Annotated in this window: 18 protein-coding genes, 1 tRNA gene and 1 pseudogene; 11 read left to right on the top strand and 9 right to left on the bottom strand. The window is 70.9% G+C overall.

Annotated elements, in window-relative coordinates:
- Positions 1 to 246, top strand: a pseudogene (locus ACH4E8_RS23845) (ABC transporter); the annotation flags it as partial.
- Complete coding sequence (locus tag ACH4E8_RS23840; protein ID WP_398451287.1) at positions 243 to 1,034, top strand: ABC transporter permease; 792 nt, start codon at positions 243 to 245, stop codon at positions 1,032 to 1,034. The pseudogene ACH4E8_RS23845 and the gene ACH4E8_RS23840, both read left to right, overlap by 4 nt.
- Before the next feature lie 127 nt (positions 1,035 to 1,161).
- Here ACH4E8_RS23840 and ACH4E8_RS23835 read toward each other — a convergent pair whose 3' ends face one another.
- Positions 1,162 to 1,548 carry a hypothetical protein gene (locus ACH4E8_RS23835; RefSeq protein WP_398451285.1) on the bottom strand — a complete coding sequence of 129 codons (387 nt, stop codon included), beginning with the start codon at positions 1,546 to 1,548 and terminating at the stop codon, positions 1,162 to 1,164.
- Positions 1,549 to 1,797: 249 nt separating this feature from the next.
- Complete coding sequence (locus ACH4E8_RS23830; protein WP_398451317.1) at positions 1,798 to 3,186, bottom strand: MFS transporter; 1,389 nt, start codon at positions 3,184 to 3,186, stop codon at positions 1,798 to 1,800.
- Between the two features lie 239 nt (positions 3,187 to 3,425).
- Here ACH4E8_RS23830 and ACH4E8_RS23825 point away from each other — a divergent pair, with 239 nt between their 5' ends.
- Positions 3,426 to 4,349: a TetR/AcrR family transcriptional regulator gene (locus tag ACH4E8_RS23825; protein ID WP_398451283.1), complete on the top strand. Its 924-nt coding sequence runs from the start codon at positions 3,426 to 3,428 to the stop codon at positions 4,347 to 4,349.
- 287 nt (positions 4,350 to 4,636) lie between these two features.
- Here the strand turns inward: ACH4E8_RS23825 and ACH4E8_RS23820 are convergent, their stop codons facing one another.
- Positions 4,637 to 5,683 carry a PIG-L deacetylase family protein gene (locus ACH4E8_RS23820; RefSeq protein WP_398451281.1) on the bottom strand — a complete coding sequence of 349 codons (1,047 nt, stop codon included), beginning with the start codon at positions 5,681 to 5,683 and terminating at the stop codon, positions 4,637 to 4,639.
- Positions 5,684 to 5,910: 227 nt separating this feature from the next.
- Here ACH4E8_RS23820 and ACH4E8_RS23815 point away from each other — a divergent pair, with 227 nt between their 5' ends.
- Positions 5,911 to 6,723 (top strand): 4'-phosphopantetheinyl transferase family protein, encoded by an 813-nt coding sequence (locus ACH4E8_RS23815; protein WP_398451279.1) that lies wholly within the window; start codon positions 5,911 to 5,913, stop codon positions 6,721 to 6,723.
- A gap of 112 nt (positions 6,724 to 6,835) precedes the next feature.
- Here ACH4E8_RS23815 and ACH4E8_RS23810 read toward each other — a convergent pair whose 3' ends face one another.
- Together ACH4E8_RS23810 and speD are read right to left on the bottom strand one after the other, a co-directional pair.
- Entirely contained in the window at positions 6,836 to 8,071 is a 1,236-nt protein-coding gene (locus ACH4E8_RS23810; protein WP_398451277.1) for a cytochrome P450, read from the bottom strand.
- Between the two features lie 129 nt (positions 8,072 to 8,200).
- Complete coding sequence (gene speD, locus ACH4E8_RS23805; RefSeq protein WP_398451275.1) at positions 8,201 to 8,581, bottom strand: adenosylmethionine decarboxylase; 381 nt, start codon at positions 8,579 to 8,581, stop codon at positions 8,201 to 8,203.
- Between the two features lie 877 nt (positions 8,582 to 9,458).
- Here speD and ACH4E8_RS23800 point away from each other — a divergent pair.
- Positions 9,459 to 10,007 carry a VOC family protein gene (locus tag ACH4E8_RS23800; RefSeq protein ID WP_398451273.1) on the top strand — a complete coding sequence of 183 codons (549 nt, stop codon included), beginning with the start codon at positions 9,459 to 9,461 and terminating at the stop codon, positions 10,005 to 10,007.
- Positions 10,008 to 10,185: 178 nt separating this feature from the next.
- Here the strand turns inward: ACH4E8_RS23800 and ACH4E8_RS23795 are convergent.
- Positions 10,186 to 10,258: transfer RNA gene (locus ACH4E8_RS23795), tRNA-Ala, on the bottom strand.
- 202 nt (positions 10,259 to 10,460) lie between these two features.
- On the opposite strand from ACH4E8_RS23795, the gene ACH4E8_RS23790 reads away from it, so the two are divergent.
- Both ACH4E8_RS23790 and ACH4E8_RS23785 read left to right on the top strand, forming a co-directional pair.
- Positions 10,461 to 11,009, top strand: coding sequence for a helix-turn-helix domain-containing protein (locus ACH4E8_RS23790; RefSeq protein ID WP_398451271.1), 549 nt, complete (start codon positions 10,461 to 10,463; stop codon positions 11,007 to 11,009).
- A gap of 145 nt (positions 11,010 to 11,154) precedes the next feature.
- Entirely contained in the window at positions 11,155 to 12,525 is a 1,371-nt protein-coding gene (locus ACH4E8_RS23785; protein ID WP_398451269.1) for a serine/threonine-protein kinase, read from the top strand.
- Positions 12,526 to 12,616: 91 nt separating this feature from the next.
- On the opposite strand, the gene ACH4E8_RS23780 is transcribed toward ACH4E8_RS23785, so the two are convergent.
- A complete protein-coding gene (locus ACH4E8_RS23780) occupies positions 12,617 to 12,757 on the bottom strand; it encodes a DLW-39 family protein (RefSeq protein WP_361536351.1) in 141 nt (46 codons plus the stop codon).
- Positions 12,758 to 13,016: 259 nt separating this feature from the next.
- Here ACH4E8_RS23780 and ACH4E8_RS23775 point away from each other — a divergent pair, with 259 nt between their 5' ends.
- Positions 13,017 to 13,448, top strand: a complete 432-nt coding sequence (locus tag ACH4E8_RS23775) for a DUF2000 family protein (RefSeq protein WP_398451267.1) — start codon at positions 13,017 to 13,019, stop codon at positions 13,446 to 13,448.
- Between the two features lie 331 nt (positions 13,449 to 13,779).
- On the opposite strand, the gene ACH4E8_RS23770 is transcribed toward ACH4E8_RS23775, so the two are convergent.
- Entirely contained in the window at positions 13,780 to 15,015 is a 1,236-nt protein-coding gene (locus ACH4E8_RS23770) for an amidohydrolase family protein (RefSeq protein ID WP_398451265.1), read from the bottom strand.
- Positions 15,016 to 15,175: 160 nt separating this feature from the next.
- Between ACH4E8_RS23770 and ACH4E8_RS23765 the strand changes: the two genes are divergently transcribed.
- The 3 genes from ACH4E8_RS23765 to ACH4E8_RS23755 are packed head-to-tail and all read left to right on the top strand — an operon-like array spanning position 15,176 to position 16,546.
- Entirely contained in the window at positions 15,176 to 15,628 is a 453-nt protein-coding gene (locus ACH4E8_RS23765; protein ID WP_398451263.1) for a DoxX family membrane protein, read from the top strand.
- Positions 15,629 to 15,666: 38 nt separating this feature from the next.
- Positions 15,667 to 15,795 carry a hypothetical protein gene (locus ACH4E8_RS23760; RefSeq protein ID WP_398451261.1) on the top strand — a complete coding sequence of 43 codons (129 nt, stop codon included), beginning with the start codon at positions 15,667 to 15,669 and terminating at the stop codon, positions 15,793 to 15,795.
- A gap of 46 nt (positions 15,796 to 15,841) precedes the next feature.
- Positions 15,842 to 16,546 (top strand): fumarylacetoacetate hydrolase family protein, encoded by a 705-nt coding sequence (locus ACH4E8_RS23755; protein WP_398451259.1) that lies wholly within the window; start codon positions 15,842 to 15,844, stop codon positions 16,544 to 16,546.
- Here the strand turns inward: ACH4E8_RS23755 and ACH4E8_RS23750 are convergent.
- Positions 16,534 to 17,061 (bottom strand): hypothetical protein, encoded by a 528-nt coding sequence (locus ACH4E8_RS23750; RefSeq protein ID WP_398451257.1) that lies wholly within the window; start codon positions 17,059 to 17,061, stop codon positions 16,534 to 16,536. The two genes, ACH4E8_RS23755 and ACH4E8_RS23750, sit on opposite strands and share 13 nt — an antisense overlap.
- Positions 17,062 to 17,179 lie beyond the last annotated feature (118 nt).

The following is a 17,179-nucleotide window of genomic DNA, read 5'->3' as shown; positions in this document are numbered from 1 at the left end:
ACCGCCTACCAGCGCGCCGCCACCGCACTGACCGACGTCACCCGCGACGACGAAGCCCTCGCCCTCCAGATCCCCAGCGACGGCAGCCAACGCGAGCTCCGCGCCATCCTCGACTGGCTCGACTCCACCAACGTCCAAGCCGACGAACTCACCCTCCACACCCCCGACCTCGACGACGTCTTCTTCGCCCTGACCGGCAACACCGTCCCCAGCCAGCCGAACCAGTCCAAGGAGACCGTCCGATGAGCACCTTCTCCCTCGCCCTCCGCGACTCGACGACCATGCTGCGCCGCAACCTGCTCCACATGCGCCGCTATCCGTCCCTGACGCTGAACCTGCTGCTCACGCCGGTCATGCTGCTGCTGGTCTTCGTCTACATCTTCGGCGGCGCGATGAGTTCGGGCATCGGGGGCAGCGGCGCCGACCGCTCCGACTACCTCGCCTACGTCTTCCCCGGCATCCTGATGCTGACCATCGGCGGCACCACGATCGGCAGCGCGGTGTCCATCGCGATGGACATGACCGAGGGCATCATCGCCCGCTTCCGCACCATGGCCATCCACCGCGGCTCCGTGCTCATCGGACACGTCATCGGCAGCGTGCTCCAGTGCGTGATGAGCGTGACCCTGGTCGGTGCCGTCGCCGTCGCCATCGGCTTCCGCTCCACCGACGCCACCGTGCTGGAGTGGGTCCTGGCCTTCGGACTGCTGTCGCTCGTCTCCCTGGCGCTGACCTGGGTGGCCGTCGGGATGGGGCTGTCCAGCCCGAACGTCGAGGCCGCCAGCAACAACGCCCTGCCGCTGATGCTGCTGCCGATGCTGGGCAGCGCCTTCGTCCCGGTCGACGCGATGCCGGGCTGGTTCCAGCCGATCGCCGAGTACCAGCCCTTCACCCCGGCCATCGAGACCCTGCGCGGACTGCTGCTCGGCACCGAGATCGGCCACAACGGGTGGCTGGCCGTGGCCTGGTGCGTGGCGCTGGCGGTGCTCGGTTACGTCTGGTCCAAGTCGCTCTTCAACCGCGACCCGAAGTAAGCGCCAGCAGGCCAGCGACCCAATGGCCCACATGGGGTGCGGCCGACGGCTCGTCCCACGCAGATCGGGGATGTTTCACGTGAAACGTGGAACATCCCCGATCGCGTGCATCGCCTGCATCCCGTGCTCAGTGCACAAAGCTGTAGCTCCGCCAGGGGCCCTCGCCCGGGGCGATCACATCGGACGTCATGGTCGCCACATAGACGGTGTCACCCCCGGAGCAGTCCGCGCTGGGGTACATGATCGCGTCCACCAGCGTGCCGTTCTCCACCGACACCGCACCGTTGGGGCCCAGCCGGTGGCACCCCGTCACCTCGGGGCTGTTGACCTTCACATGGACCGCCCGCTGCGTCTCGTAGTCCAACGGGCCCACGGCCGTACGCCCCAGCCCCGAGCAGCCGGCGAGCGCAACGACCAGGAGCGCAGCCCCCGTACCGCCGACGAGCCGACGACGGCGGGCCGACCGGCGTCGACCGGGACGCGGTTGCGGGCGCCGGTGGTGGGTCACGACCATGGCCAGTCCTTGTCTGCGCGGCGGTGCTCCGCGCGGGTGGGTCCGCGGGCAGTGGGGGACGGCCCGGAACACGGTCAGGGCAGCCCGGTACGTACGTCCTGCTCATCGTCACCCTGCCGTGTCGCCCCGCCGCCGGCATCCGGGACGGGGCTGCCCGGGCTACTCGACCAGCCGCCGCCGCGGACCGAGACGGTCACCGCCGGAGGCGCTCACGGGAGGGCGCATCGCGGGAGTTCACCTTGCGGGAGTTCACCTTGCGGGACGGTCATCACGGAGGGGCGTGCCGCGGGAGGGCGCTGCACGGGAGAGCAGGGCCACGAGCAGCGCCCCGCCGGCCAGGATCCCGAAGGCCACCCACAGGGCCGTCGCATAACCGTGCACCGTACCGGCCTTGAGCGCGCCCGGCCCGTGGTCCGCCAGGTACGACGCGGTGGCACCCGTGGCGATCGAGTTCAGCAGCGCGGTGCCGAAGGCCGCCCCCACCTGCTGCACGGTGTTGTACGCCGCGGCGGCCACGCCCGCATCGGCCGGCGCCAACTCCACCGTCGCCCGGTTCGTCGCCACCGCCAGCAGACAGCCGAGGCCCAGCCCGGTCAGCACCATCGACGGGGTGAGGAAGACGAAGAAGACCCGTGAGCTGTCCACCGCCAGTTGGGTGAGGACCAGCATGCCGAGGGCGGCGGAGAGCAGACTGCCCCCGATCAGCCGGCCGGGCGCGAGGCGCCCGTGCAGCCGTTGCGCGAGCACCATCGCGCCGACCGTGGTGCTCACCGCGTTGACCAGCAGCGTCAACCCGGCCTCGACGGGGGAGTACCCGAGCACCGTCTGGGTGTAGTAGCTCAGGAAGAGGTAGCAGCCGAACATCGACACGTACATCACGAAGACCGCGACGAACGCGGTGCCGCGCGCCCGGTGGGCCAGGATCCGCAGCGGCAGCAGAGGTCGCCGCGACACCGCCTCCACCCGGACGAACAGCCCCAGCAACAGGAGGCCGCCGCCGAGCAGGGCGAGCACCTTCGGGTCGCCCCAGCCGTGCGGCTCGGCCTCCGTGAACCCGTAGACCAGGGCGACGAGCCCCGCCGTGCTGAGCAGCACCCCGGGGACGTCGAGCCGGCGCAGGTCGCCGCTCGGCCGGTCGCGCCGTACGAGCGGTACGCCGAGCAGGGCGAGCGCGGCCATGGGCACGTTGATGTAGAGGCACCAGCGCCAGTCGGCGTACTCGGTGAGCAGTCCGCCGGCCACCAGCCCGAGCGCCGCGCCACCGGCGCCGACGCCGGCGAACACCCCGAACGCCCGGGCCCGCGCCGGCCCGTCGGTGAAGGTCAGCACCAGCAGCGAGAGCGCGGCCGGGGCCAGCAGCGCAGCGCAGACGCCCTGGGCGGCGCGGGCCGCGAAGAGCATCGCCGCGTCGTTCGCGGCGCCGCCGAGCACCGAGGCAAGCGCGAAGCCGACGAGGCCGACGGCGAAGGCCCGTCGGTGCCCCAGCGCGCCGGACACCCGGCCGCCGACCAGCAGCAGACCGCCGAAGGCCAGGGCGTACGCCGTGACGGCCCAGTGCCGGTCGGTGTCGCTGATCCCCAGGGCGCCCTGGGCCGACGGCAGGGCGATGTTCACGATGGTCACGTCCAGGACGACCATCAGTTGGGCGAGGCTCACCACGGGCAGTGCCCACCAGCGCCGCGCGGAGGCGGCCGATGATTCCTCGGTGTCCACCCCGCCCTCGGCACCGGGCTCCCACGTCGCCTTCCCCGTACTCCTATCCGTGCCCCCGCCGTCGTCCCGCCGCATCCCGTGCGTCCCTTGTGTCCCGGTCACCGTGCGCCCTCCCGCCTTCGGTCGACCTCGTACGTCGGTCGATCCACTCGAACGTTGGTCTAGTGGCGGCCAAAGGTACGGCATCCCCGCGCCCCGGTCGGGCCCGCGGAAGGGCGATATCCGGCCAGCGGGCGACGCCGATCGGCCGGCGCGCGGGCGGGCCGGCGCCGCTCGCGGCCGGGAAGCCGGCACACGGCGCAGCCCACCGCCCCGACCGTGCAAAACTCGTCCGCGACGACGCGCAGCACCCCGATGCGCGTCGACTGGAGGTGAACGTCATCGCTGCCGGAGAGCGCAGGAGAAGCACGCCGGGCCACCCGCCGGGAAACGTCTGGATCCGACCCACGCGCGCCAAGAAGGGAGAGCCCCCGCTCACCCGCGAGCGCATCGTGGACGCCGCCGTCGCGCTCCTCGACGAGGAGGGCATGGACCGGCTGACGATGCGCCGGCTGGCCGAGCGCCTCCAGGCGGGTGCCACCACCCTGTACTGGCACGTGGCGACCAAGGACGACGTCGTCGACCTCGCCGTCGACGCGATCTTCGGCGAGACCGCGGTCCCCGACCGCCACGGCGCGAGTCCGCGGGACGACGTCACCACGCTGCTCGACGGCTGGCGCCGGGCCCTGCTCCGCCACCCCTGGGCCGCCTCGGTGCCGGCTCGTCAGCGGCCGCTGCTCGGCCCGAACTTCCTGGCCTGGATGGAGTTCCTCCAGTCCGCGCTGGAGCGCGCCGGGTTGAGCGGCACCCGGCTCAACGCGGCGACGTGGGTCCTCTACAACCACGTGATGGGGTCCACGGCCGTGCAGTCGAACCTCCAGCTCTCCGCCGACGAGGCGGAGGCCGGCCGGGCGTACCTGGCCGAACGGCGCGACCAGTACCCGACCGTGGCCGCGAACAACTACATCGCCGACGACGACTGGGACGCCAACTTCGCGACCGGCCTGGAGTTCCTCCTCGACGGCATCGGGGCACGCCCGGCGGGCTGAGGTCGGCATCGGGGCACGCCCGGCGGGCCGGCAGGTGCGGAAGGACCTGGGTCATGTCCGCAGAGTCCGATTCGGGACGTAGCCGCCGTTTCCCTGCAGGAGCGTTGGTCTGTGCGGCCCGGTGGGTGGCTTGTCGCGCAGTTCCGCCCCCTACGCCCTGCGGGCGTGGGGGGACCCCAGCGCCCCCAAGACCCCCGTCTCCAGCCCGCAGACAAGTGACGGGGGCAGCGAAACAGGTGGCGCTGGGGTCCGCGCAGGGAAGCGCACCGGACCTTCCGGTCACAGCACTAGGGGGCGCAGGCGGCGAGTTCCCGTACCGCCGCGACGGACTCCGCGGGCGCCCAGACGCGCTCGGCGAACCCGCCCGCGCCGCCCGTACCGTCCGTCGACGCGAGCCCCCGCCCGTACCGGACGATCCGGTTGGTGATCGGCTCCATGACCTGGAGCCGGTACGGCCACAGGGCCTCCCGCTTGACCTCGGCGGAGAGGTCCGACCCGGGGACGAGCACCGGCGTCAGCGCGGCCCCGCCCCACGCGGCGGCCAGCCGGGCGGCGTCGGCCCGCGCGTCGCCGAACAGCGCGTACGGCATGTCCTCGTAGAAGGCGATCCGCCCGGCCGCCACCGCCCCCCGGGCCACCAGTTCGAACACCGCCTCGCGCGTCATGACGTGGTCGACGTGCCCGCCCACGGCCAGCGGCACCAGCACGAGCGAGGCGTCGGCCAGTTCCCGCGCCAGGTCGAGGACGATCCGCTCGAACAGCTCCGGCTCCGCCCGCCGCACGTCGACCGTCGGCGCCGGCCCCAGCAGGAAGCCGTCGCGCCAGGCGGGCCGGCTCTCGCCGTCCAGGTGCCCCAACAGCGTCAGCCCCGCGCCGAGCACCCGGCAGGACACCCGCTCCTCCTCGATCAACATGCGGGAGGCGAGCGCGGGCCGTTCCCGGTAGTACGGGCGACGCGTCCAGGTCTCGTCCGAGAACACGTCGACGACGCGCCCGCCGAACCGGAACACCGTGCTTCCCAGGGCGAGTTGCGCGTCGTCGGGGTGGGGGGAGAGGAAGGTCAGCGCCCGTGCCGGCGCCGCCCGCGGGGCCGGCACCGCGACCACCAGACCGGCCGAGTGCCAGCGGGCTATTCGCTCCCGGTCCGCCGGATCCCAGGAGCCGAGGGGGCGACTGCCGTCGCAGGTGTGCCACAGCTCCGCCTCCGACGGAGGGAAGACCTCGGGGTCGACCGCGTCCCCGAGGAAGCGCACCGCCGTGGCGTCGAACTCCACGTGCGGCAGCCTCGTCGGCCGGTCGGTCGGGACGAGCGCCTTCGGCGACCGCCTTGACATGGACCTTACGGGGTGTTGTGACATGCCTCCGGAGTGTAAGGCACCCCCATCCCATGAAACGATGATCGTCCGGAGCGCGACGGCAGCACTCGGCAGCACGAACGAGGAGGGCTGGGGAACCATGTGCGTACAGAACCCGGTCCGCCGAAGGACGTCCGCATGAACCGAACGAATCCGGTGAACCGAACGAATCCCGTGAACCGGATGCACCAGCCGAAGGCCGCGCCGTGACGGAGCCCGCCCGGACACCGCGCGCCGTCGAGGTCTGGTGGGCCCGGGCCGACGACGGGCACGACCGGCTCGTCCGGCTGCTCGACCCGGTGGAACGCGCCCGGTACGCGGCGACGACGGACCCGGCGAGCGCCCGGCGTTTCCTCGTGGGCTGCGCTGTGAGCCGGCTGGTGCTCGGCGAACGGCTCGGGCTGCCGCCCGTCGAGGTCCCCTTGAAGCGGGTCTGCCCGCGCTGCGGCGGTCCGCACGGCAAGGTCGCGCTCGACCTCTCGCGCACCGCGCCCGGTGCCCCGCCGCTCGCCGACGTCCGCTTCTCCGTGACCCACGGCGGCGACACGGTCGGGGTGGCCTTCTGCCCCGGTGCCGAGATCGGCCTCGACGTCGAGGAGATCAGCCAGCTCGACGACGGAAGCGGCAACGGAAACGACGGCAGGAACGGCAACGGCGGCGCACGGAACGTGGCCGTCCTCGCCCCGCGCGTGCTGACCGCCACGGAGTTGGCCGCGCTGCACGACCGCCCGCCGGCCGACCTCCCCGGCGCCTTCCTGCGCTACTGGGTGCGCAAGGAGGCCGCACTGAAGGCGTGGGGCACGGGCCTGCACGTGCCGCTGCGCCAACTGGAGGTCACCTCCCCCGAGCAGGCGCCCGAGGTCGTGAGCTGGCCCGAGCGCCCCGACCTCCCCCGCGAGCTGGACATGGTCGACACGGTGGTCGCCGGCCGGCACCCCGCGGCGGTCTGCGTCATCGGGCGCGGCGGCGTCGCGCTCGAAGAGCGGGACGCGGGTCCCGCGCTCCGGAGCGTCCGATAGCCCGATGCGTACGACCGGCCGTACGGCCGCTCCGTACGACCGGCCCGTACAACCGGCCCGTAAAACCAGCCCGTACGACCGCTTCGTACGACCGCTCCGTACGGCTGGGGCCTCACTCCTCCCAGGCGACCAGAACGGCCTGCGGACCGCGCAGCAAACTGCGGCGCCACACGATGTCCTCCGCCGGCACCGCCAGCCGCAGCCCGGGCAGCCGGCTCAGCAGCACCCCGAGCGCTTCCTGGAGCTCGACGCGGGCCAGGTGCGCGCCGAGGCAGTAGTGGATGCCGTGCCCGAAGGTGAGGTGGGTCGACTCGGAGCGCCGGAAGTCGATCTCGTCGGGTGCGGTGAAGACGTCCGCGTCGCGATTGGCGGCGCCGATGTGCGCCATCACGCCCTCGCCGGCCCTGATCAGCGTGCCCGACAGCTCCACGTCCTCTAGGGCGACGCGGACCTGCCCCGTCTCGCTGAGCATGTTGCTGCGCAGCAGCTCTTCTATCGCGTCGGGCAGGAGCGCTGGATCGGCCCGCAGCGACTCCCAGCGCGCGGGCCGCCGCAGCAGGTCGATGACGAAGGCGCCGATCTGGTTGGCGGTCGTCTCGTACCCCCCGACCAGCATCGTCACGCCGAAGTGGACGAGCTCGTCGTGACTGATGCGGTCGCTGTCCTTGGCGGTCCGCAGCAGTTCGCCCAGCAGGTCGGCCGGCTCGGCCGCCGGGGCGGCCAGCACCCGCTCCTTCTCGTCGACCAGCGCGGCCATGTACGTCAGGAGGGCGTCGTACGCGTCGTTCGCGGCCCGGGCCGTGTCTGGTTCGAGGCTGTACATGGCCTCGGTCCACTCCCGGATCGCGGGCTCGTCCGCCACCGGTGCGCCCAGCAGCTCGCAGATCACCCGCAGCGGCAGCCGCGTGGCGAGGTGGAGTTGGAGGTCCGCGGGGGCACCGGCCGCCACCAACTCGTCCACGCACCGGTCCGCCTGCTCCCGCACCCACTGCCGCCGCTGCTCGATCCTGCGGTGCGCGAAGGAGGCGGTCACCAGGCCACGCAGCCGGGTGTGCTCGGGCGGGTCCATCGCGGGCAGCGTGTTGGTGCGGGGCGGGGTGGCGGCGGCGTACGGACGTCCGGGCCGCACCACCTCGGCGCGGGAGAAGCGCGGGTCGGACAGCACGGTCTTCACGTCGGCGTAGCGCGTCACGAGCCACACCTCGTGCCCGTTCACGGTCCGGGCCAACGCCACCGGCTCCTCTTCTCGGAGCCGGCGGAGCGTCGGGGACGGATCGATGCCGAAGGCATCGGGCAGGGGGACGGTCAGTCGGTCCTGACGGGCACTGGCAGTCGATGCGTTATCCACGACCGCGTTCTCCCCGTGCGCGGGGCGAACCGCACCGCGCACGGGGAAGAAATTCCAGCAGAGCCGCGAGAACGGCGCGGAACGGTCGCTGAAGTCAGACAGTGGCCTCGGTGGCGGGCCTCGGTGACGTCAGTGAACGGCCCGCAGCATGCGGGTCACGTTGATCTTCGTGGGGGAGAGCCCGAGCTCCACGCTCTCCATCATCCGCTCGCCGTTGAGCCGGCCGTAGGCCAGCAGATCGACGTTGGCCAGGCTGTACTCGGGCCAGGTGTGGATGCTGAGGTGCGAGGCGGAGAGCAGCAGGATCGCCGTCACGGCGCCGTTGGGAAAGACGTGGGACGCCTCGCCGAGGACCTTTGCGTTGCCCTTTTCCGCGGCCGTGCGCAGCACTTCGAGAAGACGCTGCTCATCAGTGAGGATGCTGTGGTCACTGACCCAGACGTCGACCGCGTAGGAGCACAGGTCGTCGGCGTTTATACCTTCGGTAGCGAGGTCAGAGGGGTTATTCATGGCGTTTAAGGGAAGCAGGGGCTACGGACCCTTACCCCCGTCTCCTTTCACGTGGATGAACTCTGGTCTTCGCCGCCACTAGATGTCCGGCAATACCAGATCTCAGTGCCCAGCCTGACCAGAATACCATCCAACTAATGCCTCCCGCGCGCCACAGGAGGCCGCCACGCACCCGCCGCCGGGCCCCCAACAACCCCTCATCGAGCTCTCATCAGGCAAGGTAACGCCGCCGTGTCAGGTCGACCACAGAGCCCGAACCGGAGCCGCACACCATGATCATTACCCCATACACCGAGTGCCTGGCACCGGACTGACATAAGCAGAATTCACAGGAAATTCGCCCAGGCCGGACGAGTTAATCCACTTCCCCGAACCGCGTGACGGCGATACCCGAAAACGCGACCGGATTGCTTGACCGCGCCCTGAGCGCACCGCACGAGGACCATGGATTCCGCCGCCTCGAAATGCGGGAAGCCAAATGGCCATCGAATGCCCTCAGCACCGACCCACGGCCGCACGAGCGGAACGCATCGGGGCGGCAAACCCTCAAACGACTGCCGCCCCGTCCACCCCTCAGGAGACCCCGGAAAGACTCCGGAGAAGGCGCAGAACACCTCAAGTAGACGCAGAACACCCCAGGACGCGGCAGACCGCGCCATGACGCCCACCCCGGCACGGACACCCCCTCGAAGTCGCCGCCCGGCCCGCGCCCGCACCCCGGCGAACAATGGCTCGAATTGGTTTAACACTCAACCAATCCGGGTTGCATGCTGGTCAGGAGCGACGACGACCACCCGGGCATCCGGCCCGCATCCGGCCCCACGTTTGGCCCGACCTTCGACCCAACGCCCCAGCCGACCAACGGAGATGACCCGACATGAGTCAAACCCTGCCGCTCCGCCTCCACCACCACGCCTGGATCACCGACGACCAGGAAGCCAACCGGCGCTTCTACGAGGACGTGATCGGCCTGCCCCTGATAGCCACCTGGACCGAACGCGAGGTGCTGTACGGAGCCGAACGCGCCTACAGCCACACCCTCTACGGCCTCGCCGACGGCAGCGCCCTCGCCTTCTTCCAGTTCGCCGACCCCGAGCACCAGGAGGAGTTCAAGACCGACATCAACTCCACCCCCGCGCGCCACATCGCCTTCAAGGTCGAGGCGGACGCCCAGGAAGCCCTGCTCCAGCGCATCACCGCGGCCGGCCACGCCGAATCGAACGCCCACGTGATCGACCACGGGTTCTGCGTCTCGCTGTACGTCACGGACCCGAACGGTCTGATCCTGGAGTTCGCCGTCGACCACCCCGACGTGGAGAAGATCGACGCCGAGCGACGCACCACAGCACACGCCGACCTCGCCCGCTGGCTCGCCGGCGACCACACCACCAACAACCACTGGCGCCGGACCGAACCGAAGAACTGAACGAGCGACGAGGCAAGCGCCGGATCTCCGGCCCCGGCACCGCCTGCGCTGCGAAGTGGGACACAGCCGTCAACCCGACGGGGACTGCCGCTCGACCGCCGGCCCGTCGGAGCCGAGCCAATGACACAAAGAGGCCCTCTGACTTGCGTTTCCGCAGTTCAGAGGGCCTCTCGGGATGTGGAGCCTAGGGGAGTCGAACCCCTGACATCTGCCATGCAAAGACAGCGCTCTACCAACTGAGCTAAGGCCCCGGACCAACGAAGAACGGGACCGATGAACACCGTCATCGCCCCGACCGTCGCCGGGCACCAGAATACCGGGTACCCCCGCCCATCCTGCAAAAGGATTGGGACTCCCGATGCGCAACCACTCTCCGTAAGATGCACGGCGTGGTTCGCAGCAGCGAAGCCAGCCGTGGGAAGCCCCGCATGGGGAAGCGATGGGGAGACGCGCATGGACGCCGCTCAGCAGGAGACGACCGCCAGGGCACGTGAGCTGCAGCGCAGCTGGTACGGGGAACCGTTGGGTGCGCTCTTCCGACGACTCATAGACGACCTGGGGCTGAACCAGGCGCGGCTCGCGGCCGTGCTCGGACTGTCCGCCCCCATGCTGTCCCAGCTGATGAGCGGCCAGCGGGCGAAGATCGGGAACCCCGCGGTCGTCCAGCGGGTGCAGGCGCTCCAGGAGTTGGCGGGACAGGTCGCGGACGGCAGCGTGAGCGCCGTGGAGGCGACGGGGCGGATGGACGAGATCAAGAAGTCGCAGGGCGGGTCCGTACTGACCGGCACCAGCCAGACCACCACCAGCTCGGGCGCTCCGACCGTGCGCCGGGTGGTGCGGGAGATCCAGTCGCTGCTGCGGTCCGTGTCGGCCGCGGGGGACATCATCGACGCCGCCGACTCCCTCGCCGCCACCCACCCGGAGCTGGCAGAGTTCCTCCGGGTGTACGGCGCCGGGCGCACGGCGGACGCCGTCGCGCACTACGAGTCCCACCAGAGCTGAACCGGCCGCGCCGGACGCGCGACCGAGCCCGGCGCACAGCACACGACGCACGACGCACGACGCACGGCAGTGACTCACAGCAGTGGCGAGGCGATGCGGGGCGGCGCGAACGCCTCATGACGGAACGAGGAGCGGGCACGGCACCATGGGTGAGGTCTTCGCCGCTCGGTACGAGCTGATCGACCCGATCGGGCACGGTGGCGTGGGCGCGGTGTGGCGCGCCTGGGACCACCGGCGCCGCCGCTACGTCGCGGCCAAGGTGCTCCAGCAGGGCGACGCGCACACCCTTCTGCGCTTCGTGCGCGAGCAGGCCACCCGGATCGACCACCCGCACGTCCTCGCCCCCGCGAGCTGGGCCGCGGACGACGACAAGGTCCTCTTCACGATGGACCTGGTCGGCGGCGGTTCGCTGGCCCACGTGATCGGCGACTACGGCCCGCTGCCCCCGCACTACGTGTGCGCCCTGCTCGACCAGTTGCTGTCCGGGCTCTCCGCGGTGCACGCGGAAGGCGTGGTGCACCGCGACATCAAACCGGCGAACATCCTGATGGAGGCCACCGGCACGGGCCGGCCGCACCTGCGCCTTTCCGACTTCGGCATCTCCATGCGCAAGGGCGAGCCGCGGCTGACCGAGGCGAACTACGTGGTCGGCACCCCCGGCTACTTCGCCCCCGAGCAGATGGCCGGCGCCGAGCCCGACTTCCCCGCGGACCTCTTCGCGGTCGGACTGGTCGGCCTCTACCTCCTCCAGGGCCAGAAGCCGGACGCCGGCGCACTGGTGGACCACTTCGCCGAGCACGGCACCCCGAGCGCCCCCCTCGGCATACCCGAGCCCCTGTGGCAGGTCCTGGCGGGGCTGCTCCAGCCGGATCCGGAGGACCGTTTCCGTTCGGCGGCGGGCGCACGCAAGGCCCTGCTGGCGGCCGTCGACGCGCTGCCGGACACGGGGCCGGACGACGAACCCGTGGAGATCTTCGACCAACTGGAGCCGCTGCCCACGGGCTTCGGCCCGAACGGGCCCACGGGGCAAGGGCCCGTCCCACCATCTCGCGTCACTCCCGCCTCCCCCGTACCACCACCGCCGCAGACGTCACATCCGTCGTCTCCTTCGTCAGGGCTCCTGGTGCCCCCGCCGCCGAGCCAGCCGCCGACCCCGACTCCCCCGCCGCCGCTCCCGCCCGTACCCCCGGCGTCACCAACCCCGGATCCCACACCGACGCCCACACCGGCCCCCGCGCCACCGCCCCGGGCCGTACGGCAGTACGACGCGCACGGTGGCCACGGCGGTCACGGCGGTCACGGCAGCCAGGGCGGTCACAGCGCCCGGTACGAGACGCCGCACACGCGCCCGTACACCGCACCGCAGCCGCAAGCCCCGCTCTCCCGGGCCGAGCGCCGCCGCAACGAGCGCAGACGCAAGCGCACCGGCCCCCCGCCCAAGGTCGCCGTCCCGGTGCTGTTCCTCGCCCTGATCTGCTTCGCCGTCGGCTTCTGGGCCCTGGGCCAAGCGGCCTGACCTCGACGACCCGGCCCTCACCGCGGGCAGCAGAAAGCCCCGGTCGCTTCAGATCGAGCAACCGGGGCTTTGCGGAAGAACAGTTGAGCGTTCAGACACTCGAACCCGAACCTGCGGGCACGGAGTCGGTCGCCTCCGTCCACAGGTCCTGCTCGGCCCGATCCGCCTGGATCTGGCGGTACACGAGGAGCCCGCCGATGGCGGCCAGTGCGACCAGGAGAAGCTTCTTCACCGCGCGACCTCGTCTTTCCTTGACGTATGCGTATGACGAATGAGGACTTCTGGCGCCCGACTATACACACCGACCGATACCGATCGGTGACCTGCGTGCCCTTGCGCACCACCCACGGCTGATCAGCGGCGGAACGGCCGGCGGCAACCGGCAGCGGCTGACCGCGCCTGCCCACTGGTGGCCGCGGGCGGCCGCGGTCGGCCGCAAGTGGCCAGGAACGTACAAGAAGGGCCCGGCCGCCCGTCGGCACGCTGGGCGCATGACGAACGACGACGCCCCCGTGCGCTTCGACACCAAGATCGCCGTACTGCTCCGCACCGACCTGGCCGCCTGGCAACGACTCAACGTGACCGCCTTCCTCGTCAGCGGCCTCGGCACCCGCCATCCCGAGGTGATCGGCGAACCGTACGCGGACGCCGACGACACCCCGTACCTACCGATGTTCCGACAGCCCGTGCTGGTCTTCGAGGGCGGCAAGGAACTGCTGACGACGGCGCACCAGCGGGCCGTGGCTCGTTCGCTCCCGTGCTCCGTCTTCACCGCGGACCTGTTCGCCACCGGCAACGACCGTGACAACCGCGCCGCGGTGCGCGCAGTGCCCCGCGACCAGTTGAACCTGGTGGGCCTGGCGGCGTACGGCCCCAAGAACGCGGTCGACAAGGTCTTCAAGGGCGCCCACATGCACGGGTGAGCGGTGCTCCACGCCGAGAGCAGCGCTCCACGCGGAGAGCGGCACTCCACGCGGTGAGCGGCGCTCCACATCGAGAGTGCTGCTCGCCTCCAAGAGCGGTGCTCAACCCCAAGAGTGCTGCTCTATGCCGAGAGCACCACTCGCCCCCGAGAGCGCTGCTCTATGCCAAGAGCAGTGCTCGCCCCCAAGGCTGGCGCTCAACACCGAGAGCAGCGCTCTCGGTGTTGAGTCCCGCTCTCGCGGCGTGAGCAGTGCTCCGAAGCACGAGCACCGCCCCACCCTCAGAGCACCGCTCCACCCAGAGCGCACCGCTCCACTCCCAGCCCACCGCTCACACCCCCCGCCCCCGGTCGAACGGCAGGTCCAGCATCCGGATCGCGTTCCCGCGCAGCAGCTTGTACGCCACCTCGTCCGACAGCCCGCCGACGTGCTCGGCCGCCACCTCCTTGGTGTGCGGCCACGTCGAGTCCACGTGCGGGTAGTCCGTCTCGAAGGTCGCGTTGTCCACCCCCACCCGCTCGATCGCCTCGATCCCGTGCCTGTCCCGGAAGAAGCAGCAGAAGATCTGCCGGTAGTAGTACGTGGACGGGGGCTCGGGGATCAGGTCCCGCACCCCGCCCCAGGCCCGGTGCTCCTCCCACACGTCGTCCGCCCGCTCCAGCGCGTACGGGATCCACCCCATCTGCCCCTCGCTGTACGCCAGCTTCAACCGCGGAAACTTCACCAGCACCCCGCTGAAGAGGAAGTCCATCATCGAGGCCATGGCGTTGTTGAAGCTCAGCGACGCCTGGACGGCGGGCGGTGCGTCGGGGGAGGCCGCGGGCATCTGCGAGGACGACCCGATGTGCATGTTCACCACCGTCCCCGTCTCCTCGCAGGCCGCGAAGAAGGGGTCCCAGTACCCGGAGTGGATCGACGGCAGCCCCAGGTACGTCGGTATCTCGGAGAAAGTCACCGCGCGCACCCCGCGGGCGGCGTTCCGCCGGATCTCGGCGACGGCGAGTTCCACGTCCCACAGCGGGATCAGACAGAGCGGGATCAGCCGCCCGCCGCTGTCGCCGCACCACTCCTCCACCATCCAGTCGTTGTACGCGCGCACGCACGCGAGCGCGACCTCCTTGTCCCCGGCCTCGGCGAAGGTCTGCCCGCAGAAGCGGGGGAAGGTGGGGAAGCACAGCGACGCCTCCACGTGGTTCAGGTCCATGTCGGCCAGCCGCGCCTTCGGGTCCCAGCAGCCGCGCCGCATCTGCTCGCGGGTGATCCCGTCCAAGGTCATCTCGTCCCGGGAGAACCCGACGGCGGCGATGATGCGCTTGTACGGGAAGATCTCGCCCTCGTACCGCCACCAGTCGGTGAGCTGCCCGTCCGGGTCCGTGGTGAAGCGGTACTTCCCGCCGACGTACGCCAACTCCCCGATCCCCGCGGTGAAGGGCTGCGGCCCGCGCTCCCGGTACTTCGCCGGCAGCCAGGTCTCGAAGAGGTGCGCCGGCTCGATCACGTGATCGTCCACGCTGATGACCCTGGGCAGGTCCTTGTCGCCGTTCGCCTTGTCGACCACGCCGATCACACTCCCATCTGACGACCCATCAGATTCAGGCTACGGCCGGCCGGTCGAAGAGGGCAAGCACCCGCCGCACCCCTTGCGCCATCGCCCCGCCTCCGCTGAACTGACGACCCATCAGGAAAACCCGTCGGGAAAGTCGACGACGCCACACGAAGGAGCCCGGATGGACACGATCTGGCTCGACGGAGCCCAGTGGCTCGCGGTGCTCCGCATCGGGCTCGGCCTGTGGTGGCTGGAGAGCTGGCGCCACAAGGACAAGAAGGAGTGGTTCAAGGGCGGCGGCATCGCCTGGGCCGGCGGCATAGCGGAGAAGCACCGCTGGCCCGTCGTCCGCAAGGGCTTCGACACCGTGGTGAGACCACACCCGCGCACGATGGCGTACGTCGTCGCCTACGCAGAGCTGGCCCTCGGCCTGGGCCTCGTAGCCGGTTTCCTCACCCCGATCGCCCTCGCCTGCGGGCTGCTGCTGAGCCTGATCTACCTGGTACTGATGGTCCACGACTGGGCGGAACAGGGCCAGAACCTGATGATGGCGCTGATCGCAGTGGTGGCGCTCTTCGGCATGGCCTGGCAGACGTGGTCCCTCGACGCGACACTGGGCCTCTTCTCCAACTGAGTCATCGCAGCACGAGCCGAGACACCACAGAGCGCCTGGTGCACACGGCGCGCCACCGCAACACCGCGCTCCACAGCCCCACTGCCCACAGCCCCACCGCCCTCAGCCCCACCGGCCTCGTCATCTCCGGCCTCGGCTTCACCTTGCTGAGCACCCCGCCGCCCTGATGAACTGCGCTCCCCACGACGACGGCCGGCCAACGGAGTTGAGCAGATGGAACGCCAGCGGTACGTACGCTTCGAACACCTGGGCCGCGCACGGTTCGGCCGCGTGGCACCCACCGTGGACGACGTCACCCCGATCGAGGTCCTGAGCGACGACCCGGTCCGCACGGACGCGTCACCGACGGGCGAGCTGCTGGAGATGGAGGAGGTCCACTTCCTGTCGCCGCTGCTGCCGGGACGGGTGGTGGCGGTCCGGGACGCCTACGCCAACGCCCCCTCGGACCCGCCCCGACGCACTACGCCCCCGTGCTCCCCCCACTTCTCCCTCAGCCCTCCGCCCACCCCCGTCAACCCGCACACGACCGTCGACCCGCCCGCGCGCTACGCGGCCGAGCTGGCCGTCGTCATCGGCCGCGACTCCCGCGTCTTCGGCTACACCTGCGCCAACGCCCTCACGCCCGACTCCTTGTCCCTCGGGCCCTGGATCGTCACGGGCATCGACCCGGCGTCACTCCGCATCGGCAGCATGGTCAACGGCGTACGCCGCCAGGAGTCGACCACCGCCCGCCTGCCCGCCCCCGTCGCCCCGCTCCTCGCCCACATCACCGCGACGACCCCTCTGGCCCCGGGCGACGTGGTCCTCACCGGCACCCCCACGGGGGCGGGCGAACTCGCCCCCGGCGACTGGGTCACGGTCTTCATCGAGCACATAGGAACGCTGGGGAACAAGGTCTCCCCGAGTCATTCCCACTGAGGCTTCGGCGGCGGCCCGTCCTCGGGCGGGATCTCCTCTTTGGGGCCGCACCGCGCCATCCATTGAAAGGTGACGACCCCCTTGTTGGCGCCGGCCTGGGCCGTGAACTCCTCAGGCACTGCCGATCCGGTCACGAAGATCCTCGACTCGCCGGCCTGGGCGACTCTCACCGTCCCTCCGTCAGCCGGCATGTCACCACCGTCCCGCCAACCCCTCTGCACCAGCCGATCGACGACGAGTTGAGCGTCACTGATGCCGGCAACCGCCTTCGTGAAGCCGACAGCGGCGACCCCGCAAGGGCTGCCGTCCTCGCGTTCCTCCATGACGGTCGTCCGGGCCTCGGCGAGCCCCTGCACAGCGAACTCGAAGTCGTCCACGACCTGTTCCCCCGTCTTCACCAGGGGCGACGGCAAAGGCGGAACCTTCAACGCCTCCGACGCCTTCGTCTCCGGCTTCCCCTCCGCTGCGCTCCCCTCGCAGCCGGCCAATAAGACCATCCCCACGACCGCGCCCAAAGCCGTACGGTTCCTGCCCCGTCTCAAGGTCCCTCCCCGACGTACGCGAACCCGGCCTCGAACACCAGGCCGGAGGCGGGAAGTCTCCCACGGAGCCCGTCCCTGACGCGGCACCTGC

Source organism: Streptomyces sp. NPDC017979 (assembly GCF_044328175.1).
In the GTDB taxonomy this organism is placed as follows: Bacteria; Actinomycetota; Actinomycetes; order Streptomycetales; family Streptomycetaceae; genus Streptomyces.
Note: the sequence above shows the minus strand (reverse complement) of the source record. Positions and strands in the feature narration are given on the sequence as shown.

Bases quoted from the DNA above. Each gene is read 5' to 3' on its own strand.
- ACH4E8_RS23840 (WP_398451287.1), top strand. From the start codon at position 243: ATGAGCACCTTCTCCCTCGCCCTCCGCGACTCGACGACCATGCTGCGC.
- ACH4E8_RS23835 (WP_398451285.1), bottom strand. From the start codon at position 1,548: ATGGTCGTGACCCACCACCGGCGCCCGCAACCGCGTCCCGGTCGACGC.
- ACH4E8_RS23830 (WP_398451317.1), bottom strand. From the start codon at position 3,186: ATGGTCGTCCTGGACGTGACCATCGTGAACATCGCCCTGCCGTCGGCC.
- ACH4E8_RS23820 (WP_398451281.1), bottom strand. From the start codon at position 5,683: ATGTCAAGGCGGTCGCCGAAGGCGCTCGTCCCGACCGACCGGCCGACG.
- speD (WP_398451275.1), bottom strand. From the start codon at position 8,581: ATGAATAACCCCTCTGACCTCGCTACCGAAGGTATAAACGCCGACGAC.
- ACH4E8_RS23800 (WP_398451273.1), top strand. From the start codon at position 9,459: ATGAGTCAAACCCTGCCGCTCCGCCTCCACCACCACGCCTGGATCACC.
- ACH4E8_RS23790 (WP_398451271.1), top strand. From the start codon at position 10,461: ATGGACGCCGCTCAGCAGGAGACGACCGCCAGGGCACGTGAGCTGCAG.
- ACH4E8_RS23785 (WP_398451269.1), top strand. From the start codon at position 11,155: ATGGGTGAGGTCTTCGCCGCTCGGTACGAGCTGATCGACCCGATCGGG.
- ACH4E8_RS23775 (WP_398451267.1), top strand. From the start codon at position 13,017: ATGACGAACGACGACGCCCCCGTGCGCTTCGACACCAAGATCGCCGTA.
- ACH4E8_RS23765 (WP_398451263.1), top strand. From the start codon at position 15,176: ATGGACACGATCTGGCTCGACGGAGCCCAGTGGCTCGCGGTGCTCCGC.
- ACH4E8_RS23755 (WP_398451259.1), top strand. From the start codon at position 15,842: ATGGAACGCCAGCGGTACGTACGCTTCGAACACCTGGGCCGCGCACGG.